This is a genomic window from Micromonospora chokoriensis (assembly GCF_900091505.1).
Classification (GTDB): Bacteria; Actinomycetota; Actinomycetes; order Mycobacteriales; family Micromonosporaceae; genus Micromonospora; species Micromonospora chokoriensis.
On record NZ_LT607409.1, the window covers coordinates 1,941,468 to 1,964,208 of the forward strand.

Sequence of the window (22,741 nt, forward strand, 5' to 3'; positions counted from 1 at the left end):
GGAAATGGCCCGCCGCTGTAACTTATCGCCACTCTCGGCACACGGTAGCCTCAGCGGGGGCGACCAAGGAGCGCGCGGTGAGTGAAACAGGGCAACCCGGAGCCGCCACCCCGGGAGAACACGGTGACGGAGCGGGTCAGCACGACGACCCGAGTCGTCCCGTCAGTGGGTGGGCGCCTCAGTCGGGTGGGTGGCCCCGAGCCGCCGACCGCGATGACGCCCGGGAGCAGGCGCCGCGCTGGCAGCCCGACCCGGCTTCCGGCTGGCGTACCTCCTCCACCCGGCACGGCGACCTTCCGTCGCCCCTGGCCGGGTCGTCCGGCGACCCGGAGCCGCCGGCCCGGGTCAACGGCCACCACGCCAACGGTGTGCAGCCCCCGGACGACACCAACGGCGTCCGTCGCCCCGGTCCCGAACCGACCGGCGGACGTCCCACGCCGGTGAGCGCACCCCCCGGGCTGCCCGGCGAGGGGCGATCCGAGACGGCCGGCGACCGTCTGGTGGTTCCCGCGCAACGTCCCGTGCCGTCGGCGGAGCAGGGCGTCGGCGAGCCGGACCCGGGGGCCGGTCCACGTTCCACAGCCGATCCCGCCGCTGCGCATCGCGCTCGTTGGTCCGAGCCCGGGCTGCCCACCTCGGCACCGCCGGCCGTCCAGGTGCCGCCCGTCGGCACCGCCGCGTCGGGCTTCGAGGTGCCGCCCGGCTTCCACGCGCCGATCGGGGAACGACTCACGGCCGACGACCCGTCGGCTTCGTCACCCGACTGGCGGGACCCGCCGACCCCGGAGCATCCGGCAGCACCGGGGCGCACCCCCGGGCCGGAAGCGCACGCCGACGCGGCCGATCCGGGTCGGGGCGCCGAGTCGGGTCGCGGTGCCGAGTCGGGTCGCGGTGCCGAGTCGGGTCGCGGTGCCGAAGGCTCCCGTTCGGGCGAGACGCACCGCGCCGGGGAGACGCCGGCCGTCGAGCCGGACTGGTCGGGGCCGAGCTGGAACCGTCCGAGCTGGGACCGCGGATGGGCACCGCCCTGGTCCCGTCAGAACGACGAGCCGGACGGCCCGTCGACGCGGGACGAGTCCGCAACCGGTTGGGCCGCCGATCCGGTCCAGCCGTACGAGCCGGTACGGGCCGAGTCGCCCCGCCCGTACGAACCGGTGCGCGCCGATCCGTCGCGGGCGTACCAGCCCGTCCGAGGCGAGGCCGCGTCCGAATCCGTGCCGGAGGACCCGGTCGAGCCGGCTGGCGTGCCGCCGACCGCCCGCCCGTCCTGGGCCGGCGGCCCGTCCCCGACCAGTGGCCCGCCGGCCGAGCGCCCGTCCTGGGCCGGGTCCGGGACCAGCCGCGCCTCCCGGAGCGACCGTCCGTCCTGGGCTGGCGGGGGCGATCCCGAGCCGGCCGGCACCCCGCCGACCCGGCCGTCCTGGGCCGGGGGAGCCGACCCGGTGCCGACGAGCGCCCCGCCGTCCCGCCCGTCCTGGGCCGATGCCGAACCGACCAGCGCCCCGCCCGCCCGGCCGTCCTGGGCCACCAGCCCGGCGTCACCCACCACACCGCCTCCGGCGCCTGCGGGGGCACCTCCCACGCTGGCCGACCCGCCGCCCGCTCCGGCGGGCCCGCCGTTGGTGGCGGAACGCCCCTCCTGGGCCGGTGGTTCGCCGACCGGCGCGGCGAACCCGAGCGGGGAGGAGCGGCCGGACTGGTCCGAGGGGCGCATTCCCGCCGCCCCGGTCGAGCGTCCCTCCTGGGCGGCGATCCAGTCGGCCAAACGTCCCCGTGGGGGCGACGACGAGACCCCGGGCCCGACCCGGCCGACCGGGCCGTTCCGGCTCCGTCCGGCGACGCCCGAGCCGCCCGGCCCGGTCGAGTCACACCGCCCGGCCGCGCCGCCGAACGCCCCGTCGTCCACCGACGTCACGTCGTCCTCGACGCGGGCGCTGCCACCCCCCGCCCCGAACGGGCCCGAACCCCGCGACCGGCCCGCCTCCCCCTACGCGGCTCGCCGATCCGCACCCGACCCGGCGTCGTCGTCCACCGACGACAACGGACAGTCGGACCCGAGAGCGGTGGTGCTGCCGCAGCGCGTCCCCGCCGAGCCGGACGTGCCCGTCGTGCCGGAGCCGCCAGCCGTGGATCCACCCGCCGAAACCCCGGAACTCGCCCGCATCGCCACTCACCTGCGCCGCGACGACGAGCCGGCACCGTTGCGGGAGCGCCCCGAGGGGTTCGACGTCAACGCGATCCTGGACGCCGTCCGTGAGGTGGCAGGTGTCCGCGACGCTGCGCTGCGCCGTACCCCGGCCGGGGCGCACAGCCTGCGACTCGACCTGGCCGACGGCGCCGACCCGGCCGAGGTGAGCCGACAGGTGGCCCGCCTGCTCCAGGACCGGATGGGACTGGCCGCCGCGCCGCAGAACGTGCCCGGAGTGCCCAGCACGCCGCCCCCGCCGGTCCGCCGTCGCGTGGCCGAGCCACGGGGCGCCGAACGGCGTACCCCGGATTCCCCGACCGCGGCTGCGCGCGATGCCGGCGCCGAGCCGCGTGGCGGTGAGGCCCGGGCAACCGATGCGACAGCGGCCCTCCGACCGTCCGGCGGTCGGGTGGATGCCGTGCCGACGGGCCCGGAGCAGAGGCCGGCTACCGACGTTTCGCGCCGCCGTCGGTCGAACGCGCCACACCGGGGTCGCGCCACCGTCGAGGAGCCGGGGTCGGTTTCGGCCGCGCCGGCCGGTGCCGCCACCGGCAGCCCGGCAACGCTCGGCACGTCGTACTCCGGTGGTCAGGTGACCACCACGGAGTCGGCGCCGTCGCGGCCGTTGGAGACGGGCGGCGCGCCGGGGCCCCGGGTGGTGATCGACCACGTGCAGGTCAGCACCTTCGGCCTGGACGCGAACGTGGAGGTCCGGCTGCTGGCCGGGGGCGAGACCGCCTCCGGGTACGCCACCGGCCCGGCCGTGGACGGCTACGTGCTGCGGCTGTGCGCGGTGGCGGCGGCCGCAGCGGTCGACGAGTTGCTGCGCGGCGCCGACAACGCCGAACGGGGGCGCTGCTTCGTCGAGCACGCTGCTGTCGTGCCGTTCGGCAACTGTGAGGTGGCCACTGTGGTGGCACTGCTCGTCTGCGAGGGCTGGGTCGAGCAGCTCGCCGGCTCGGCTCTGGTCGCCGGTGACCCCCGGCAGGCGGTGGTCCGGGCGACGCTGGCAGCGGTGAACCGTCGGCTGGAGGCGCTGCTGTCCTGAGTGGTCCGGGGCAGACTGGACCGATGAGACGCGCCACCCTCTGGCCGGACCACCTGCTGCCCGACGACCGTGTTCCTCCGCCGTGGCCGGGCCGGGAGGTCCGCCTCGACGGCCTGGTCACGTACGTGCGGGACACTCCGGCCACCGCCGCCGGCGCGGAGCCGGCGCTGTACGTGCACGGGCTGGGCGGGTCGTCGCAGAACTGGACCGACCTGGCCGGGCTGCTCGCCGACCGGCTGGACGGTCAGGCTATCGACCTGCCCGGCTTCGGTCGTAGCGAGCCGGGGCCCCGCTACACGATTCCGGCGTTCGCGGACCTCGTCGTCCGTTGGATCGAGCACTCCGGTCGTGGTCCGGTGCACCTGTTCGGCAACTCGCTGGGCGGAGCGGTCGCGGTCCAGGTGGCCGGGCTCCGGCCCGACCTGGTCCGCACGCTCACCCTGATCTCCCCGGCTCTGCCGTTCCTGGACTTCCGTCGGTCGTTGCAGGGGCGGATGCTGCCGGTGCTCGCCATTCCGCGCGGCGAACGGCTGGTCGCCCGGCGGCTCACCCAGCTCGCGCCCGAGGTGATGGCCCAGCAGGTGCTGGAGGCCTGCGTCGCCGATCTCAGCCGGATCTGCGAGCAGCGCCGGGCCGAGGCGTTGGAGGAGATCCGGGTCCGCTACGAGGCGGAGCACTACGCGGCCGCGTACGTCCGGACGTTCCGTGGTCTGGTCTCCAGCTTCCTGCGGGCGTACCTGCCGGGGCCGGGTTCGTTGTGGCGGCTCGCCGAGGCGGTACGCGCACCGACGCTGGTGGTGGGTGGCCGGCAGGATCGTCTGGTCGATGTGCGGGTCGCGCCGCAGACCGCGCGGGTCATCCGCGACAGCCGGTTGATGATGCTCGACGGTGTCGGTCATGTGGCGCAGTTGGAGGTGCCCCGGCTGGTGGCCCGGGCGGTGGTGGGCCTGCTCGCCGAAACGGGGGACTCCGTCGGGCGGTCCGATCTGGCAGGCTGAGCCCGATGCCCAGCCCAGCCCGCCTCCCAGCCCGTCGTCAGCGACGCTTCGCTCTGTTCGCCCAACTGGTGGCGGTGGTGCTGGCGGTGGGCGCGGCGGTGACCGTGATCGCGGAGGGGCCGGGTGGGCGCCCCGGCGCCGAACGGTTGGCCGCCGACGAGATATCCACGGTGCCGCCACTGGTGGCCGCGCCACTGCCGCCGTCGGTCAGCCCGTCGCCCTCCGCGACGGTGCCGTCCAGCCCGCCTCCGGTGCTGCGGCTGCCCGGTGCGGTCCCGAGCGCCGGCACCGGCGCTTTCGGGTACGACGCCCGCTCCGGTCCGGTGCTGGGGCGAGCGGGTGAGCTGCGACGTTTCCGGGTCGCTGTGGAGTCGGGCAGCAACGAGGACGCGGAGGAGTTCGCGTCGGCGGTCCACACGGCGCTCGCCGGTCCGGGCAGTTGGGTGGACAGCGGCAGGCTGCGGTTGCAGCAGGTGCCGGGGGGCGCGCCTCGCGACTTCACCGTCTACCTGGCGACGGCCCGGACGGCGGGTCGTATGTGTGCCGACGGGGGAGTGGACATCCGGGTCGGGGGTCGGCCGTACACGTCCTGCCGCGCGCCCGGCAAGGTGATCATCAATTTGGATCGGTGGCGGCTGTCCGTGCCGCACTTCGTCGCGGCCAAGGTGCCGTTGTCGGTCTACCGGACGTACGTGGTCAACCACGAGGTGGGTCACCAGCTCGGGCACCGGCACGAGCGCTGCCCGGGCGCGGGCCGGCCGGCGCCGGTGATGATGCAGCAGACGCTCTTCTGGAACGGGTGCCGGGTCAACCCGTGGCCCTACCTCGAAGGGCGTCGCTACAGCGGTCCCGCCCTCTGAGTGACGGGCCGACACGCCGACCTCGTACCCCTCCATCAGGCGTCTTGCGGCAATAGCTCCGAAAACGGAGAAATGCCCGAATAATCTGGCAGGCTCGTCGTCATGACGCCGTCGTCCCGATACGGCCCGCCCGAGCTGCCCGACTCGTCGGGCGGGTCGGCGTACGTGCGTCCCACGCTGGCCCGGATGCACCGGCGGCGTCGCCGCACCCTGCTGTTCGGCCTGCTCATGCTGACCGCCGCCATCGGCGTGCCGCTGGCCAGGGGCGACGGTGAGCCGGCGACCGTCACTCCCGCCGTCACCACCCAGGGCGGCACCGGGCGCGGGGGCGGGGCCGCGCATCCGGTGCCCACCAGCTACCCGTCGGTCGGCTCCGGACGGTTCACCGCCGCCGACGGTGAGACACCGGTGCACGGCGCGGACGGTCCGCTGCGCCGGTACCGGGTCGTCGTGGAACGCGGCACCGGCCAGGACGCCGAAGCCTTCGCCACCCGGGTGGACGAGGTGCTGGCCGACCCACGGAGCTGGATCGCCTCCGGTGAGCTGCGGGTGCAGCGGGTGGCCGACGCCGGTGCCGCCGACTTCACCATCTACCTGGCCACCCCTGTCACGTCCGAGCGGATGTGCGCCGAGGGCGGGCTGACCACCGAGCGCTACACCTCCTGCCGCCTGCCCGGCCAGGTCATCATCAACCTGGCCCGCTGGATGGAGGCGGTCCCCGACTACGGCGCCCCGCTGGACACCTACCGCACCTACGTGATCAACCACGAGGTCGGCCACGAGTTCGGCGAACAGCACGAGGCCTGCCCCGCGCCGGGTGAACCCGCCCCGGTGATGCAGCAGCAGACGTACGGCCTGGACGGTTGCGTCGCCAACGCCTGGCCCTACCTCGACGGTCGTCGCTACGCCGGTGACATCGTCCCCTGATCGACGGCATCGTCGGTTATTCCCGCTCCCGCATCGCGGACCACGTGTCCTCCCTCATGGCCGAGCAGGGCCCCCGCGAGCAACAATGGCGCGGTTCACACCGCCGATCCCGGGGAGTCCACCGTGTCGTTGCCCCCGCTCGTCGAGCCCGCCGCCGAGCTGACAGTTGACGAGATTCGCCGCTACTCACGCCACCTGATCATCCCGGACGTCGGGGTGGCCGGGCAGAAGCGGCTCAAGAACGCCCGGGTGCTCTGTGTCGGCGCGGGTGGCCTCGGGTCGCCCGCCCTGCTCTACCTGGCCGCGGCCGGGGTCGGCACGCTCGGCATCATCGACTTCGACACCGTCGACGAGTCGAACCTCCAGCGCCAGGTCATCCACGGTGTGTCCGACGTCGGCCGGTCCAAGGCCGAGTCCGCCGCGGCGTCGATCCGCGAGATCAACCCGCTGGTCAACGTGGAGATCCACAACACCGCGCTGGACCGGGACAACGTCCGCGAGATCTTCGCCCAGTACGACCTGATCGTCGACGGCACCGACAACTTCGCCACCCGTTACATGGTCAACGACGCGGCGGTGCTGCTCGGCAAGCCGTACGTGTGGGGTTCGATCTACCGCTTCGACGGCCAGGCGTCGGTGTTCTGGGCCGAGCACGGCCCCTGCTACCGCTGCCTCTACCCGGAGCCGCCGCCGCCCGGCATGGTTCCCTCCTGCGCCGAGGGCGGCGTGCTGGGTGTGCTCTGCGCGTCGATCGGCTCGATCCAGGTGAACGAGGCGATCAAGCTGCTCACCGGCATCGGTGAGCCCTTGGTCGGCCGTCTGATGGTCTACGACGCCCTGGAGATGGAATACCGCAAGATCAAGGTCCGCAAGGACCCGAACTGCGCGCTCTGCGGCGAGAACCCGACCGTCACCGACCTGCTGGAAGACTACGAGGACTTCTGCGGCGCGGTCTCCGAGGAGGCCCAGGAGGCGACGCTCGACTCGACCATCACCGCCCTGGAACTCAAGGAGTGGCAGGACGCCGGCAAGGACATCTTCCTGATCGACGTGCGGGAGCCGGCCGAGTACGAGATCGTCCGGATCCCCGGTGCCACCCTGATCCCCAAGGGCGACATCATCTCCGGCGAGGCCCTCGCGAAGCTGCCGCAGGACCGGCAGATCGTGCTGCACTGCAAGTCCGGGGTCCGCTCGGCGGAGGCGCTCGCGGCGCTCAAGGCGGCCGGTTTCCGCGACGCCGTACACGTGCAGGGCGGCGTGCTCTCCTGGATCAAGCAGATCGATCCGTCGCTGCCGGCGTACTGATCGACCGGGCCGGGGCGGCCCACGCACGTCCGCCCCGGCCCGTCGCGGCGGTAAATCGACGCGCATGACAACGGGCGGCGCGCTGGTCGAAGCGACGCAGCCATTCCGGGCTGACCGATTCACCGAGGCGGCATCGCGTCTGCGCAGGTAGCGTCTCCGCCGTGGTCGACTTGGAAGCCGCGATCGGGTTCGTCGTGGCGCATGGGGACGCGGTGGAACGTGCCCGCCTCTCCTGGCTCCGCAACGGCACCCCCGTGCCCGTCGAGTTGCTGGAGACGGCCGAGGTCGGCCAGTCACCGGACGGCGGTTGGCCGGCCACCTGGGGCGGCCCGGTCGCCTCGATCGACGCCACCTGTTTCCGGCTCGCCGAACTCGACGACCTGGGTGCCCTCGGCCGCCCCGCGGCCCGGCGCGCACTGGACTGGCTGGCGTCCCGGCAGCAGGCCGACGGCGGTTGGGAAGAGGACGCGTCGTTGGCCGACTCGGCACCGGAGTGGGCCCGGCCCGGCGACCCGGAGGCCGGGTTCCTCGTGTCCGCCAACGCCGGTTTCTGGCTCACCGTCGCCGGCCTGGATGCCCGAGCCTCGGGTCCGCTCGACCACCGGGTCGGTGGGGCGTACGCCGGGGTGGTGCAGGCGGCGGCCCACTCGCTCGCCGCGCGGCTGCGCCCGGACGGCAGCTGGCCGTCGTTCCTCGCCGCCGGCTGGCTGAGCGCGGCCGTACTGCACCGGCAGCAGATGTTCCAGGAGTCGGCACGCATCCAGGTGGTGCTCGTCGAGCGGATGCCGAAGATGTCCCCCGGCGACGTGGCGTGGTTGGCGGCCACGCTGCGCCGGGCCGGCGTCGACCCACAAGACTGGATCATGGCGCGGGCGCTGCACCGGCTGACCGAGACCCAACGCACCGACGGCGGTTGGGAGAGCGACGACGGCCATCAGTTCGACGTGCACACCACGCTGGCCGCGATCCGCGCCGCCCGTCCCGCGCCGCCTGCCTGACGCCGCCCTCGGCCCGCGCTGCCTGCCTGACGCCGCCCGTCCCGCGCCGCCTGCCTGACGCCGCCCTCGGCCCGCGCTGCCTGCCTGACGCCGCCCGTCCCGCGCCGCCTGCCTGACGCCGCCCGTCCCGCGCCGCCTGCCTGACGCCGCCCGTCCCGCGCCGCCTGCCTGACGCCGCCCGTCCCGCGCCGCCTGCCTGACGCCGCCCGTCCCGCGCCGCCTCCCTGACGCCGCCCGTCCCGCGCCGCCTGCCTGACGCCGCCCGTCCCGCGCTGCCTGCCTGACGCCGCCCTCGGCCCGCGCTGAGACCGATGCCGCCCGCACTGGGCCTTCCCACCCGCGCTGAGACGCGGGTAGGGGAGCTGCCGGCGCAGATCTTGGACAGTTTCCGTCTTCCGCTAACGGAAACTGTCCAAGATTGCGAGTTGCACCGCCCAGGCGGCGGGGCCGCCTGCCTGGCTGTGCAACTGGCGCCGCTTTGCGGCCGAACGCCTAGCGCAGGTGCCCGTCGCCGGTGACCACGTACTTGGTGCTGGTCAGCTCGGGCAGACCCATCGGGCCACGGGCGTGCAGTTTCTGGGTGGAGATGCCGATCTCCGCGCCGAACCCGAACTCGCCGCCGTCGGTGAACCGGGTCGAGGCGTTGACCATCACCGCCGCCGCGTCCACCCGTGCGACGAACTCGCGGGCCGCGCTCGCCGAGTCGGTGAGGATCGCCTCGGTGTGTCCGGTGCCGAAGCGGCGGATGTGCGCGACCGCCGCGTCCAGTGAGTCGACCACCGCGACCGAGATGTCGGCGGACAGGTACTCGGTGGCGAAGTCCTCCTCGGTGGCCGGGACGACGGCCGCGGAGTACGCGGCCACCTCGGGGGAGCCGTGCACCGTCACCCCCGCCTGCGCGAGCGCGGTCAGCATCGGCGGCAGGAACGCGTCGGCGACGTCCGCGTGCACCAGCAGCGACTCGGCGGTGTTGCAGGTGGACAGGCGCTGCGTCTTGGCGTTCAGCGTCACCGCCACGGCCTTCGCCACGTCGGCGGCGGCGTCCACGTAGACGTGGCAGTTGCCCACCCCGGTCTCGATCACCGGCACCGTCGACTCCTCGACCACGGTGCGGATCAACGACGCGCCTCCCCGCGGAATGAGCACGTCGACGAGCCCTCGGGCGCGCATCAGCTCCTTGACCGAGTCGCGGGAGCTGGCGTCGAGCAACTGCACCGCGTCGGCCGGCAGCCCGGCTCCGGCCACCGCGTCGCGCAGCACCGCGACCAGCGCGGCGTTGGAGTGCGCGGCCGACGACGACCCGCGCAGCAGCGCCGCGTTGCCGGACTTGAGGCAGATCCCGGCGGCGTCCACCGTCACGTTCGGCCGCGCCTCGTAGATGATGCCGACCACCCCGAACGGCACCCGGATCTGGCGCAGCTCCAGCCCGTTGGGCAGGGTCGAACCTCGGACCACCTCGCCGACCGGGTCGGGCAGCGCGGCCATCTGCCGCAACGCGTCGGCGATGCCGGCCACCCGGCCCGCGTCGAGGGCGAGCCGGTCCAGCACGGCCGCGCTCAGCCCGGCCTCGCGCCCGGCCGCGAGGTCCGCCTCGTTCGCGGTCAGGATCTCCGGGGTACGCGCCACCAGCGCGTCGGCCATCGCCACCAGCGCGGCGTCCTTGACGGTACGGGTGGCAGTGGCCAGGTCAGCGGCGGCGTCCCGCGCCCGCTTCGCCTGCTCGACGACGGTCATGCCAGCACTCCTCACAGCAGCACGAGGTCGTCGCGGTGGACGACCTCTCGTTCGTACGCCGGGCCGAGCGCCGCGGCGAGTTCGGACGTGGAGCGGCCGAGCAGCCCGGGCAGCTCCACCGCGTCGTAGTTGACCAGACCCCGGGCGACCGACGCGCCGGCGGTGTCCACCAGGTCCACCGGGTCGCCCGCGGTGAACGTGCCGTCCACGGCGGTGATGCCGGCCGGTAGCAGCGACTTGCGTCGCCCGACGACGGCGGCCACCGCGCCCGGGTCGAGGTGCAGTCGCCCTCGGGGTGAGGTGGCGTGGGCCAGCCAGAACAGCCGGGCCGTCGGGCGTTGCCGCTGGGGGTGGAACAGCGTGCCGACGGGTTCGCCGGCCAGTGCCGGACCGGCCAGGTCGGCGGCGGTGAGCACCACCGGGATGCCGAAGCCGGTGGCGATCCGGGCGGCCTCGACCTTGGTCACCATGCCGCCGGTGCCGACGCCGGACCGGCCGGCCCCGCCGATGGTGATGCCGGCGAGATCCGCGTCGCCGTGAACCTCGGAGATCCGCGTCGACTGCGGCCTGGTGGGGTCGCCGGTCCAGAGTGCGTCCACGTCGGAGAGCAGGACCAGCAGGTCGGCGTGCACCAGCGCGGCCACCAGCGCGGCCAACCGGTCGTTGTCGCCGAACCGGATCTCCTGGGTGGCCACCGTGTCGTTCTCGTTGACGATCGGCACCGCCCGTAGGTCGAGCAGTTTGCGCAGCGTGCGGTACGCGTTGCGGTAGTGCGCCCGCCGGGTCACGTCGTCGACGGTGAGCAGCACCTGCCCGACCGTGCGGCCGTGCCGGGCGAAGCTGGCCGCGTACCGGCCGATCAGGAGGCCCTGCCCGACGCTGGCGGCGGCCTGCTGGGTGGCCAGGTCGCGCGGGCGCCGGGGGAGCCCGAGCGGGGCGAGGCCGGCGGCGATCGCGCCGGAGGACACCAGGACCACCTCGCGCCCCTCGGCGGCGAGCCGACCGAGGATGTCGACGAGCGCGTCGACGCGCTTCTCGGCCAGACCGCCGGTGGCGGTGGTCAGCGAGGAGGATCCGATCTTGACGACGACCCGCCGGGCCGCCGTGACTGCGTCGCGCACCCGCCCATTCTGCGTGGTCACGGCCGCACCGCCCGGCGGCGTTCCCATATGGTGGCGGATTGTGACACCTGACGAGTACGTCGAGGCGGTGCTCGACCTGGTCGAGCGGATCCCGGAGGGCCGGGTCATGTCGTACGGGGCGGTCGCCGATGCGCTCGCCGAGCGATCGGGTCGCACCTCGCCGCGACTGGTGGGCGCCATCATGGCCCGCCACGGCGGCTCGGTGCCCTGGCACCGGGTGGTGACGGCGGCTGGTCGGCTGCCACCGGGCCACGAGCGGGAGGCGCGGGCCCGCCTGCGCGCCGAGGGGGTGCCGCTGCGCGGCGAGCGGGCGGACATCGCGGCGGCCGGCTGGTCGCCGGACGAGGATCGGTGACCAGGCACGCGACGCGGTACCCCGTTCCGGGTGGTGAACGGGGCACCGCGACAGGCCTCAGAGTCGAATGGGGGACCGCACCCTGTTGTCGGCGGGCTTGAGGTCGGGCCAGGGGCGGTCCTGGGCGTCGTGGTGTTCGACTTCGAAGGTCCTGATGTGCGCGTCCGTCCCCGGGTTGCCCGGCACCAACTGGACGAACGTGTAGCGGCGCGACTCACCGCGGGGCACCCCGGGTAGCAGGCACGACGGCACGTACTGCTGCGGTGCGGGGTGCGGGTCGCACTTCGACCAGTCCCCGCCGGCCCGTTCGCCGACGTCGATGGACTGGAATGCGATCTGGGGCGCGTCGAGCGGTCCCGCGTTGGTGACGGTGAAGACGGTGGTGAGTGTGCGTCGGCTGTCGGCACCGGGGACGTCGACCAGTTCGTGGCTCATGCTCAGCCTCAGGTCGGTGAGTCGCGGGTCCTTGCCGAACGCGGTGGGGCCGTCGGTCTGACCGAACCGCTCCCCGTCCCACCGGTACGTCCGCACCTGTTCGCGCACGAGGTAGGTAGGTATGCCACAGCACGGCACGATGTCGGCCACGCGTACCCCGACCGACCCGTTCTGATCGATCTCCACCGCGAGGACGTCGTCGAATCCGTCGCCGGTCCGGACCACCCTGCCCAACGTCACGATGCGGCCGTTCCGCTCCCGGTCGAAGGCCACCACCTGCTTCGCCGACGCCTCGGCGAACCGACAGGAGACGACGGCGAGGGTCTCGACGGCACCGTCGCCGTCCACGTCGCCGTACCGGAACGCGTCGTTCGCCAACTCCGACACGAACAGGTCGGTCGCGTTGGTCCTGAGTCGAACCTTCGAGGTGGTGCAGCCCTGCTCCGCCAGGTTCGACGGCCAACTCGGCAGGTCGACCCGGGTGGCGAGCAGTTGGGCCCGGCTGATCCGCCCGTCCGGGGCGTCCGGGGTGCCGGTGGTCGCCGACGGGGACCCGGTCGGCGTGGGCGTCGGCGGGGCCGACGTCGGTGGGGGCGTCGGCTCGACGGACTCCGCCGGCACCGGCGGGTTCCGGTCGCCGTGCAGCGCGGCGTTGGTGGCGACGGGGGCGCCCACCAGGATGACCGCGACGGCGGCCACGGCCACCGCCGTCATCCGACGGCGTCGGCGGAGAAGATGCCGGGCGTGGTCCGGACCGGGGCCGGCGACCTGAGTGACCACGTCGTTGCGGTACGCGATGAGGCGCTCACGCAGTAGCGGGTCGAAGTCAGACATCGCACACCCCCTCGGTGTTCTCGTCGAGCAGGCCGGCCAGTGCCGTCCGACCGCGGTGCAGCCAGGACTTGACGGTGCCCTCGGCCACCCCTTCCTGAGCGGCGATCTCACTCACCGGCAGGTCGGCCAGGTAGTGGAGGATGACCGCTCGACGGTGGGTGGCGGGCAGTTGCGCCAGCGCCGCGTCGATCGCCACCCGGTCGGGGTTCGGCCCGGCCACCTCCGCCTCGGTGGGCCGCTGGCGCAACAGGTGGTTGCGGGCGGTACGCAGGCGTCGCCAGCGGCTGCGGGCCAGGTTCCAGGCGACCCGGCGGACCCAGGCCACCGGGTCGTCGTACCGGACCAGGCGGTCCCAGCGGGCCAACGCCCGGTAGAACGCCTCCTGGGCCAGGTCCTGTGCGTGTCCCAGATCCCCGGTGTACGCGCACAGTTGGGCGGTCACGCTGCCGAAGTGCGCGTGGTAGAAGTCGTCGAAAGTGATCGTCACCTCGACCGTCACGCCGGCCGTCCGTGCGGCCGGTGGCTCGTTGGCGCGGGCTCCCATCGTCGCTGTCACTGCCCCTCCCCCGTCACCGCCGGGCTGGTCTGCCGTCGGCGCTGGTAACACTCCGAGGCTGCGGAGGCGGTTGCGTGCCCGGCTGCCGGTTACCCGACTGTTCGGATGTCCGTATCGGGCGGGCGGATGAGGGGATGTGACCTCCGGCATAACGTGAGTAACATTCGGGCCCATGAAAACGCCGCTGGGCACCGGCTCGACAGCCGCCGGTTCGCTGCCCCGCCCGGTGCACGCCGGCTACGCGCTCGGCTCGCTGGCGACCGGCGCGTTCGGCACCGTGCCCGGTCTGCTGCTGCTGCCGTACCTGACCGACACACTGGGCGTGGCCGCCGGACTGGCAGCCCTGCTGGTGCTGCTGCCCAAGGCCTGGGACGTGCTGGTCAACCCGGTCGCCGGGCGGATCTCCGACCGCACCCGGTCACGCTGGGGTGCTCGCCGCCCGTACCTGCTCGTCGCCGGCCTCGCGCTCGCCGTCCTCTTCGCGTCGATCTTCGCCGCGCCGTTCGGCAACGGCCCGGCCGCCGCCGCGTACGTGGCGTTCGCCTTCCTCGCCACCGCCACCGCGTTCGCCTTCTTCCAGGTGCCGTACGTGGCGATGCCGGCGGAGCTGACCGACGACTACACCGAGCGCACCCGGCTGATGACCTGGCGGATCGCGGTGCTGGCACTGGCCATCCTGGTCTCCGGCGCGGTCGCCCCGCTGGTGGTCGGCGCCGGCGGCGACGGTGTTGCCGGGCACCGCTGGATGGGGTTGTTCGTGGCGGCGCTGATCGCCCTCGGCGCCGTCGGGGCGTTCATCGGCACCCGGTCCGCGCCGACCGGAACGGTGAGCGGGAGCGAGCCGACCCTGCGCGCCCAACTCGCCGTCGCCGCCGCCAACCGCCCGTTCCGGGCGCTGCTGATCTGTTTCGTCGTGCAGTCCGCCGGCGTGGCGACGATTCTGGCCGGGGTCAACTACTTCGCCGGGCAGATCCTGCGCGACGACGAGAGCGGGCCGACCCTGCTCTTCGTCTGCTTCGTCGGGCCGGCGCTGCTGGTGATGCCGATCTGGTCCCGGGTCGGTGCCCGGCTGGGCAAGCGGACCGCGCTGGTCGTCGCCTCGCTGATCCTCGCCGTCGGGGCGCTCACCCTGGTCGCCGCGTCGGTGCTGCCGACCGTCGCCGTCTACCTGGTGGTCGCGGTGATCGGCGTCGGGTACGCCGGGCAGCAGGTCTTCGCGCTGTCGATGCTGCCGGACTGCATCGCGTACGACACCAGGCGCACCGGTCGGCGACAGGCGGGTGTGTTCACGGGCCTGTGGACGGCCGGGGAGACCCTCGGGCTGGCGCTCGGTCCGGGCATCTACGGCCTGGTGCTCCAGGTCTCCGGTTACGTCTCCTCCGACACCGGCACCGCCGCCGCCCAGTCCGACGCTGCCCGCCTGGGCGTCCTGCTCGGCTTCACCGTCATCCCGGCCCTGCTGATCGCCCCACCGACCCTCCTGCTCCGCCACTACAGCCTCACCCAGGCCGCCCTAACTGACCCAACCCGTGCCGACCGCGTCGATCATGGAGTTGTGGTGGGGACGAAAGCCGTTGACCGTCACGAGAAGGGCACCACAACTCCATGATCGACGAGAGCACTGTCGAGGACCGGGCAGCGTTGCCTCTCGGGGTGCCGGCGGATGTCGCGTTGGCCGAGGTACGGCAGTTGCGCGCCGGGGACCGGCCCACCCACGGCGGGCAGCTGTTCGCGTACGTCTACGACCCTGCGGTGCCGGGCCTGGACGAGCTGACCGCCGCCGCGCACCGGGAGAGCGCACACGTCAACGGGCTGGACCCGACCGCGTTCCCGTCCCTGCTGACGATGGAGAACGCCCTGGTGGGCGATGCCGCCCGGGTGCTCGGGGCCGGCCCGGGCACCACCGCACCGGACGTCGTCGGCAGTGTCACCAGCGGCGGCACGGAGTCGCTGATCCTCGCGGTCAAGACGGCCCGGGACGCGCACCCGGAGATCGCCGAGCCCCGGATCGTCGTGCCGTCGAGCGCCCACGCCGCGTTCGCCAAGGCGGCGCACTACCTGCGGGTGGCGATGGACGTCGTGCCGGTCTCCCCGGACACCCTGCGTCCCGACCCGGCCGAGATGGCCGCCGCGATCCGTCCGGAGACGGTGCTGGTCGCCTGCTCCGCGCCGTCGTACGCGCACGGGGTGGTGGACCCGGTCGAGGAGATCGCCGCGGTGGCCGCCGCCGCCGGGGTGCGCTGCCACGTGGACGCCTGCTTCGGCGGCTGGACCCTGCCGTACCTGCGTCGCCTCGGTGAGCCGGTGCCGCCGTTCGACTTCGCGGTACCCGGGGTCACGTCCGTCTCGGTGGACCTGCACAAGTACGCGTACGCGCCGAAGGGGGTGTCGGTGCTGCTGCACCGGGACGCCTCGCTCCGCGCGCCGCAGTACTTCGCGTACGCCGACTGGCCCGGCTACACGATGATCAACCCGGTGATCGCGTCCACCCGCTCGGGCGGGCCGATCGCCGCCGCGTACGCCACGGTGCGGCACCTCGGCGACGACGGTTACCTGCGGCTGGCCACCGTCACCCGGGACGCGGTCGCCGGCCTGGCCGACGCGGTACGCGCCGTCGACGGGTTGCGGCTGATGGCCGAGCCGGAGTCGACGGTGGTGTGCTTCACCGCCACCGAGGGTGGCCCGGACCTGTTCGTCCTGGTCGACGAGCTGACCGCGCGGGGTTGGCACACCCAGCCCCAACTGTCGTACGCGGGGCTGCCGGCGAGTGTGCACCTCACCGTGACCGCCTCGGTCGCGCCCCGGGTCGCCGAGTTCGGGCCGGACCTGGTCGAGGCGGTGGCCGCCGCCCGGGCAGCCGGTCCGGTCGCCCTCCCACCCGAGCTGGTCGCGCTGGCGACGTCGCTGACCCCGGACGCCCTCACGCCCGAACTCGTCGCCGGGCTGGCCGCCGGGCTCGGGCTCGGTGGCGGGGGAGCGTCGACGCCGGATCGCCTGGCGGCGGTGAACACCCTGCTCGACGCCGCCCCGCCGGCGTTGCGCGAACGGTTGCTGGTCGAGTTCGTCGGCCTGCTGCAACGGCCCACCTGGTGACGGCGCACGGTCCGGTCCACCGTCGCCTGACGGCGGGCCGGACCGCACCGGTTCAGCGGTAGTTCATCTGCACCAGGTTGTCGGCGCGGTTGACGTCCGGCAGGACGTTGCGATTGCTGTCCATCGGCTGGACGTCCACGTCGGCCTTTCCGGTGCCCACGGTGATCCCCACGCCGGCCCGGAAGCTCAGGTCCAACCGCACTTCCGCCCCGGCCGCCAGTCGACCCAGGTCACAGGTCACCGGCTCGCTGGTGTTCTGGGGCTCGCCCCCGCACGGTGCCCACCCGTCGACGTCCGGGCGCACCGGCGCGGGCACACCCAGCTGTAGCGCCACGCGGGGGACCGGCCCCGTGCCCCGGTTGCGAATCCGCACCGTGGCGGTGCCTGTCCGGGAGCCGTCGTCCGCCGTCGTCAGTACGAGGTCGGTGGTGGTGACCGCGATGTCCGCCAGGTTCGGGTTCGGGCCGAAGCTCGTCGGCCCGGAGACCTGGGCGAAGGCGTCGTCCTTCCAGCGGTAGCCCCGCCATTGCCGCTGTGACCAGTCGGCGGACCAGCCGCCCCCGGGTGCGATGTCACCCACCTGCACGCGGACCGTGCCGTCGGCCACCACGTCGAGGGCGAACAGCCACTGCGGCTTGTCGATGGTGGTCGCCACCACGCGGCCGAGCGTGACCACCTTCCCCTGCTCGTCCCGGTCGAAGGCGACAACCTGCATCGGGCCGCCGGTGCCGAGCACGCACTGCACGAGCGCCACCGTCTCCACCGCACCGTCCCCGTCGACGTCGCCGTGGTCGAGCGCCAACAGCCAGTTGATCCCCTCGCGGTCTTCTCCGCTGATCCGTACGGCCGACGTCGGGCAGCCGCGCCCGGCCCGCCACGCGGGCAGGGTCACCGATGCGCCGAGCAACTGCGCCCGGCTGATCCGGCCGTCGGGAACGGCGGAGGTGGGGCCGCCAGTGGTCACGGAGGGGCCGGGGGTCGGGCTCGTCGAGCCCTGCGGGGTGGGCGACACCGAGATGCTCGGCGTCGGGTCGACCGGACCCGGTCGGTGGTCCGGGCCGCTCATCGCCGCGTACCCGATGGCGGATCCGCCGAACAGCGCGAGCGCCGTCGTGGCGGTGGCACCCCACCGGCGTCGGTTGCGACCTCGCACCGTCCGGCGGACGGCGGCGGGACCGGGCACCTCGACCTCGTCCAGCAGGGTACGGCGGTAATGGGCAAATTCCTCGGCGAGGCCGAGGGTCTCCTGCTCAGACATCCCGCACCTCCTCGTTGGTGTCCCGCAGATGGGCGGCGAGGGCCGTGCGGCCCCGGTGCAGCCACGATTTGACGGTGCCCTCGGCGACCCGCTCCTGCGCGGCGATCTCGGCGACCGACAGGTCGGCGAGGTAGTGCAGAACGACAGCCCGTCGCTGCTTCGGCGGCAACTTCGCCAGAGCGACGTCGAGGGCGACCCGGTCGGGGCTCGGCCCGGCGACGTGGGTCTCCCGTTGCCGCAGCAGCCACGACTGGGCGGTCCGCAGCCGCCGCCAGCGGTTGTGTCCGAGGTTCCAGGCGACCTTGCGTACCCAGGCCAACGGGTCCTCGTACCGGGCGAGCCGGTCCCAGCGGGCGTACGCCCGGCAGAACGCCTCCTGGACCAGGTCCTGCGCCTGCCCGCGGTCACCCGTGTACGCGGTGAGCTGCACGACCAGTGACCGGAAGTGGGCGTGGTAGAAGTCGTCGAAGACCAGTTCGTCGGCGACCGAGGTGGAGTTGCCCAGCGGGTCCGGCGGACGTCCGCCCACCCGTACTTCTCTCGTCACAAGCACTCGTCCTCCCCGTGGTGGCCGCGGGCGGCGTGTTCGCCAGCACCGGTCACACACTCAGGTCCGTCGGAGGGTTGCGCGCCGATCGGTGTCGATTCTGTGTCGGGTCCGGGACAACCGAAGGGCCTCCCGGCCACTCACCACCGGACCGGGTCGCCGTCGCCTGTGATTCACTGTCGATGACGAGAGGGGGCGGTCGTGCAGCTACCGGCAGTGCTCGGTGAGCCGATCCGGTTCGTGTTGAACTGGGGGCGTCGCTACTCGCTCTGGGTGTTCAACTTCGGCCTGGCCTGCTGCGCGATCGAGTTCATCGCCACCAGCATGGGTCGCCACGACTTCATCCGGCTCGGCGTGATCCCGTTCGCCCACGGCCCCCGGCAGGCAGACCTGATGGTGGTCTCCGGCACGGTGACCGACAAGATGGCTCCGGCCATCAAGCGGCTCTACGACCAGATGCCCGAGCCGAAGTACGTCATCTCGTTCGGCGCCTGCTCCAACTGCGGTGGCCCCTACTGGGATTCGTACTCGGTGACCAAGGGTGTGGACCAGCTCATCCCCGTCGACGTCTACGTGCCTGGCTGCCCGCCCCGGCCGGAGGCGCTGCTGCACGGCATCCTGCGCCTACAGGAGAAGATCGCCGCCGAGCAGTCCGGCATCGGTGGCGTGCCGCAGCGCGACGTGTTGGCCGCCCCGTTGGACGCGCCGCCCCGCGAGGCCGCTGCCCCGCGTTCCGTCGACTCCCTCACCGCGCCACCGGTACGCCCGCCCGCCACCACCTGACGGGCGGCCGAGCCGCAGCCACCTGACGGCGGCCGAGCCGCAGCCAACTGACGGCGGCCGAGCCGCAGCCACCTGACGGCGGCCGAGCCGCCGCCCGGACGGATCCGAGCGGCGGCCGGGTTCGACAGGTCAGCCGTTCGCGCCGACAGTCAGCGCGGTCCGCACGACGTTGTCGCTCGGGTCGACGTCGGGAGTCGTCGGGTACCAGTCGGTCGTCACCTGAATGTCGATCAGCTCGGTGGCGTCCGCCGGATCGGTCGGCGGGCTGATCACCAGGGCGAAGCTGTACTCCTCACCGGGCATCAACCGCATCCCCGGCACCGGCACCAGGGCGCCGCCGCTACCCACCGGGCTGCCCGGGTCGGTGTGCCGCAACACGGAGCCCGCCGGCAGGGAACTGGCCTGCACCTGGAAACTGTTGTGCGGCGCGTCGCCGTCGTAGCGGATCGTCACCGGCACCCGCAGGTTGCCCTCACCGTCCGGGAACTCCGTCACCGGGCCGTTCAGCCTGATCGAGGCGTCCGGCTGAGCGTCCTGGACGTAGGGCCGGGGACGGATCAGCGACCCGGTGGTGGACCGGAACAGGGCGTTGACCGACGTGCTCGCCACCAGACCGCCGTTGGTGGAGTAGGCCTCCACCCAGCCCCCGCTCATGATCATCGGGTACTGCCGGGGGTCGGTCAGCACGTGGAAGTCCAGCACGTTCTGGATGCTCTGGCCCGGGGCCAGGTCGACCCAGTTGTCGGTCAGGGCGCAGTTGAACACGCGGCGGTTCTGCTCCACCCTCATGTCGAACATGTCGCAGTTGAGGTCGTCGGACTGGAATGCGCCCGGCACCGGCTCGCGCAGCTTGTAGTGGAAGTAGTCGGTGGCGCTGCCGGTGTTGGTGATGGTCACCGAGACGCTGCCCTGGTACCCCCGGTCGGTCGGGGTCAGGATCAGCCGACCCACCGAGAGCGTGTGGTCACCGCCGTCGGCGGGCGCGGCGACCGCCGGGCCGGTCGTGGCCACCGTCGCGGTCAGGCCGAGCAGTACGGCGGTGAGTAGGGTCCCCGTTTTCTGGAACATGAAGATCTGGTCCTCCCGTGTCGGCCGACGCCGATCGCCTCGGCTGCCTGGATAGACGTCAGCGAACCCATGGTGTGGTTGCCGTTGCACAACCATGGATCTGAGCCGGTCCAGCATCGGTGACGAAGCCGCCCAGAGGTGCCCCGTGTTGACCTTCCGGTCGAATGGGACAAGTCGGTTGTCTGACGTCCGGGGTGGCCGGGCCCGACTAGCGTGCGGTTCATGAGCAGTCCAGGGGAGCAGCGGTCCGCCCACATCGTCGACGTGCTCACCGAGGAGTTCGGCGCGTCGATGGCGATCGACCCGTCCGCCTTCCGTCGCAAGTTCCGCAAGATGGCGGCGTCGCCGTTCGCCTTCTACCGGGGCAGCGCCGCGCTGTTCTACGCCGACCAGCGCGGCGACTTCGCCGACGACAGGTTCCTCGACGAGCGGACCGGCCGGGTGTGGATCCATGGTGACCTGCACGCGGAGAACTTCGGCACCTACCTGAACGCGTCCGGGCAACTGGTGTTCAACGTCAACGACTTCGACGAGGCGTACGTCGGACCGTTCACCTGGGACCTGCGGCGGCTCGCGGCCAGCGTGGCGCTGCTCGGCTACGGCAAGGCGCTCTCCGACACGGCGATCGGGGACCTGGTGGCCGGCTTCGCGCGGTCGTACCTGACCGAGCTGCGGGCGATCGCCGCCGGCGGTGACGACGCGATCGGCTCCATCACCCTGGACAACGCCGACGGCGTCCTGCGCCGGGTGCTCCAGCAGGCCCGGCTCAACACCCGCGTCGACCTGCTCGCCGCACAGACCACCATCGACAACTACGAGCGACGCTTCTCCCTCGGTGACGGCGTCTTCGAGATCGACGACGCCACCTGGGATCTGGTGAGCGCCGCCTTCGAGGACTATCTGGGCACCCTGCCGGCCGGCTCGACGCAGCTACGGCCGGTGGCGGCGCGGATCAAGGACGTCGTGCTGCGCAAGGGCGTCGGCATCGGCTCGGCCGGACTGCCGTCGTACAACCTGCTGTTGGAGGGGCACACCCAGGCGTTGGAGAACGACGTCGTCATCTACATGAAGCAGGCGCAGGTGCCGGCTGTGGCGCGGTACGTCACCGACGAGACGGTCCGGGGCTACTTCCAGCACCAGGGGCACCGGACCGCCGAGTCGCAGCGGGCGTTGCAGGCGCACGCCGACCCGTGGTTGGGCTTCACCGAGTTGCACGGCGCCGGTCAGCTCGTCGCCGAGGTGTCCCCGTACGCCGCCGACCTGAACTGGTCCGACGTGAACGAGCCGGAGGAGCTGACGGGCGTGCTCGTCGACCTCGGTCGGGCGGTGGCCCGGATGCACTCGGTCGCCGACGACGAGTCCAGTCACGACCTGGTGGACTACTCCACCGAGGAGGCGATCGTCGCTGCGGTGGACACCGACGAGCGGGGCTTCGTCGCTCACCTCGTGGACTTCGCGCACGCGTACGGGGTGCGCGCCCGACAGGACCACCAACTCTTCGTCGACCTGTTCCGCAACGGCCGGCTGCCGGGGATCTGAGCGGGTGGCTCGTCGCTCAGGACGCGAACTCCAGCACCACCTTGATGTCGTCCGGCCCGGCGGTGTACGCGTCGGCGTACCGGTTCACCGGCACCCGACGGGTGACGAGTGATTCGAGCCAGACCTGGTCGGCGCGGGCGAGCGCCTGCGCGGCCATGCTCCAGTGCCGCCGGTTGGCGTTCACCGAGCCGAACACCACGTTGTTCTCCAGCACCAGCGCCCGGTTCAGCGCCCCGGCGTCGAAGTCGATCGTCCGGCCCCCGCTGGACACCCCGGCGAGGCAGACGATCCCGTTCGGCGCCGCCTTGCACATGACGTCGAGGACGACGCTGGGCGCGCCGGTGCACTCGATCACCACGTCCGGTTCGAACGGCAGCTCGTTGACCGTCACCGTGTGGTAGGTGGCGCCGAGTCCGGCGACCAGCTCCGGCTTCGGCCCTTCGGTGTTGCGGTCCAGCACGTGCACGGTGAGCCCACGCTGGGTGCCGAGCAACGCGGCCAGCAACCCGATCGGACCGGCCCCGGTCACCAGGACGGTCTGTGGCTGCCACTCGGCCCGGTGCCCGATCCGCTCGATGTGGTCCCAGGCCTTCGCCACCACGCTGGTCGGCTCCAACAGCACGCCGACCTGGGCCAGGGCCGGATCGAGCTTGACCGCGTACTGGTGCTCGATCCGCCAACGGTCACGGGCGAACCCGGGCAGCGCCTTGATGCCGTGCTCGGTGTACTGACCGTTGCGGCACATGTCCCACTCGCCGACCGCGCAGTTCGGGCAGGGGACCGGGTCGGGGTGCCGGACGATCCCAGCCACCAGGTCGCCGGGTTGCAGGGTGCCGCTTGAGTCCTCGATCACCCGGCCCAGCGACTCGTGCCCGATGATCAGGCGGTCCGCTCCCGGCGGCGCCTCGCCGTAGTCCCCGGCGATGATCTCGTGGTCCGTGCCGCAGATGCCGACCGCCAGCGCCTCGACCAGGACCGAGCCCTCCTCGGCATCCGGTTCCGGATGGTCCTCGACGAGGCTCAGTGAGTTGGCCACCCCGGGTGTCACAGTCACAGCGCGCACCCCCTCATCC

The 22,741-nt window shown here is 73.0% G+C and carries 19 protein-coding genes; 11 read left to right on the plus strand and 8 right to left on the minus strand.

What is annotated here, in order from left to right; translation table 11 throughout:
* Window positions 1–77 precede the first annotated feature (77 nt).
* From GA0070612_RS32455 to GA0070612_RS09170, 6 genes are all read left to right on the plus strand, one after another.
* Entirely contained in the window at window positions 78–3,236 is a 3,159-nt protein-coding gene (locus GA0070612_RS32455; protein WP_231924515.1) for a hypothetical protein, read from the plus strand.
* A gap of 23 nt (window positions 3,237–3,259) precedes the next feature.
* Window positions 3,260–4,234: an alpha/beta fold hydrolase gene (locus tag GA0070612_RS09150; protein WP_088987522.1), complete on the plus strand. Its 975-nt coding sequence runs from the start codon at window positions 3,260–3,262 to the stop codon at window positions 4,232–4,234.
* 5 nt (window positions 4,235–4,239) lie between these two features.
* The gene (locus tag GA0070612_RS09155) at window positions 4,240–5,094 is read left to right on the plus strand and encodes a DUF3152 domain-containing protein (protein ID WP_088987523.1); all 855 of its coding nucleotides are present in this window, start codon (window positions 4,240–4,242) and stop codon (window positions 5,092–5,094) included.
* Between the two features lie 102 nt (window positions 5,095–5,196).
* Window positions 5,197–6,021: a DUF3152 domain-containing protein gene (locus GA0070612_RS09160; protein ID WP_088987524.1), complete on the plus strand. Its 825-nt coding sequence runs from the start codon at window positions 5,197–5,199 to the stop codon at window positions 6,019–6,021.
* Between the two features lie 123 nt (window positions 6,022–6,144).
* Window positions 6,145–7,326, plus strand: coding sequence for an adenylyltransferase/sulfurtransferase MoeZ (gene moeZ, locus GA0070612_RS09165; protein ID WP_088987525.1), 1,182 nt, complete (start codon window positions 6,145–6,147; stop codon window positions 7,324–7,326).
* A gap of 110 nt (window positions 7,327–7,436) precedes the next feature.
* Complete coding sequence (locus GA0070612_RS09170) at window positions 7,437–8,324, plus strand: prenyltransferase/squalene oxidase repeat-containing protein (RefSeq protein ID WP_088987526.1); 888 nt, start codon at window positions 7,437–7,439, stop codon at window positions 8,322–8,324.
* A gap of 492 nt (window positions 8,325–8,816) precedes the next feature.
* Here GA0070612_RS09170 and GA0070612_RS09175 read toward each other — a convergent pair whose 3' ends face one another.
* Together GA0070612_RS09175 and proB are read right to left on the minus strand one after the other, a co-directional pair.
* Window positions 8,817–10,058, minus strand: coding sequence for a glutamate-5-semialdehyde dehydrogenase (locus GA0070612_RS09175; protein ID WP_088987527.1), 1,242 nt, complete (start codon window positions 10,056–10,058; stop codon window positions 8,817–8,819).
* 11 nt (window positions 10,059–10,069) lie between these two features.
* Window positions 10,070–11,227 (minus strand): glutamate 5-kinase, encoded by a 1,158-nt coding sequence (gene proB, locus GA0070612_RS09180; RefSeq protein WP_088987528.1) that lies wholly within the window; start codon window positions 11,225–11,227, stop codon window positions 10,070–10,072.
* A gap of 13 nt (window positions 11,228–11,240) precedes the next feature.
* On the opposite strand from proB, the gene GA0070612_RS09185 reads away from it, so the two are divergent.
* A complete protein-coding gene (locus GA0070612_RS09185; RefSeq protein ID WP_088987529.1) occupies window positions 11,241–11,555 on the plus strand; it encodes an MGMT family protein in 315 nt (104 codons plus the stop codon).
* Between the two features lie 57 nt (window positions 11,556–11,612).
* Here GA0070612_RS09185 and GA0070612_RS09190 read toward each other — a convergent pair whose 3' ends face one another.
* Window positions 11,613–12,824, minus strand: a complete 1,212-nt coding sequence (locus tag GA0070612_RS09190; RefSeq protein WP_088987530.1) for a hypothetical protein — start codon at window positions 12,822–12,824, stop codon at window positions 11,613–11,615.
* Complete coding sequence (locus GA0070612_RS09195; RefSeq protein ID WP_231924517.1) at window positions 12,817–13,380, minus strand: SigE family RNA polymerase sigma factor; 564 nt, start codon at window positions 13,378–13,380, stop codon at window positions 12,817–12,819. The genes GA0070612_RS09190 and GA0070612_RS09195 overlap by 8 nt, the downstream gene beginning before the upstream one ends.
* 172 nt (window positions 13,381–13,552) lie before the next feature.
* Here GA0070612_RS09195 and GA0070612_RS09200 point away from each other — a divergent pair, with 172 nt between their 5' ends.
* Window positions 13,553–14,989 (plus strand): MFS transporter, encoded by a 1,437-nt coding sequence (locus tag GA0070612_RS09200; protein WP_088987532.1) that lies wholly within the window; start codon window positions 13,553–13,555, stop codon window positions 14,987–14,989.
* Window positions 14,986–16,473: a pyridoxal phosphate-dependent decarboxylase family protein gene (locus GA0070612_RS09205; protein ID WP_088987533.1), complete on the plus strand. Its 1,488-nt coding sequence runs from the start codon at window positions 14,986–14,988 to the stop codon at window positions 16,471–16,473. Before GA0070612_RS09200 ends, GA0070612_RS09205 begins: the two co-directional genes overlap by 4 nt.
* Window positions 16,474–16,525: 52 nt before the next feature.
* Here the strand turns inward: GA0070612_RS09205 and GA0070612_RS09210 are convergent, their stop codons facing one another.
* Window positions 16,526–17,731: a hypothetical protein gene (locus tag GA0070612_RS09210; protein ID WP_088987534.1), complete on the minus strand. Its 1,206-nt coding sequence runs from the start codon at window positions 17,729–17,731 to the stop codon at window positions 16,526–16,528.
* Complete coding sequence (locus GA0070612_RS09215) at window positions 17,724–18,260, minus strand: RNA polymerase sigma factor (protein WP_231924518.1); 537 nt, start codon at window positions 18,258–18,260, stop codon at window positions 17,724–17,726. The genes GA0070612_RS09210 and GA0070612_RS09215 overlap by 8 nt, the downstream gene beginning before the upstream one ends.
* Before the next feature lie 219 nt (window positions 18,261–18,479).
* Here GA0070612_RS09215 and GA0070612_RS09220 point away from each other — a divergent pair, with 219 nt between their 5' ends.
* Entirely contained in the window at window positions 18,480–19,061 is a 582-nt protein-coding gene (locus tag GA0070612_RS09220; RefSeq protein ID WP_088987536.1) for an NADH-quinone oxidoreductase subunit B, read from the plus strand.
* Window positions 19,062–19,190: 129 nt separating this feature from the next.
* Here the strand turns inward: GA0070612_RS09220 and GA0070612_RS09225 are convergent, their stop codons facing one another.
* Window positions 19,191–20,129, minus strand: a complete 939-nt coding sequence (locus tag GA0070612_RS09225) for a hypothetical protein (protein WP_088987537.1) — start codon at window positions 20,127–20,129, stop codon at window positions 19,191–19,193.
* 222 nt (window positions 20,130–20,351) lie between these two features.
* On the opposite strand from GA0070612_RS09225, the gene GA0070612_RS09230 reads away from it, so the two are divergent.
* Window positions 20,352–21,668 (plus strand): DUF2252 domain-containing protein, encoded by a 1,317-nt coding sequence (locus tag GA0070612_RS09230; protein WP_088991375.1) that lies wholly within the window; start codon window positions 20,352–20,354, stop codon window positions 21,666–21,668.
* 16 nt (window positions 21,669–21,684) lie between these two features.
* Here GA0070612_RS09230 and GA0070612_RS09235 read toward each other — a convergent pair whose 3' ends face one another.
* The gene (locus tag GA0070612_RS09235; RefSeq protein WP_167393611.1) at window positions 21,685–22,731 is read right to left on the minus strand and encodes a glucose 1-dehydrogenase; all 1,047 of its coding nucleotides are present in this window, start codon (window positions 22,729–22,731) and stop codon (window positions 21,685–21,687) included.
* Between the last annotated feature and the right edge of the window lie 10 nt (window positions 22,732–22,741).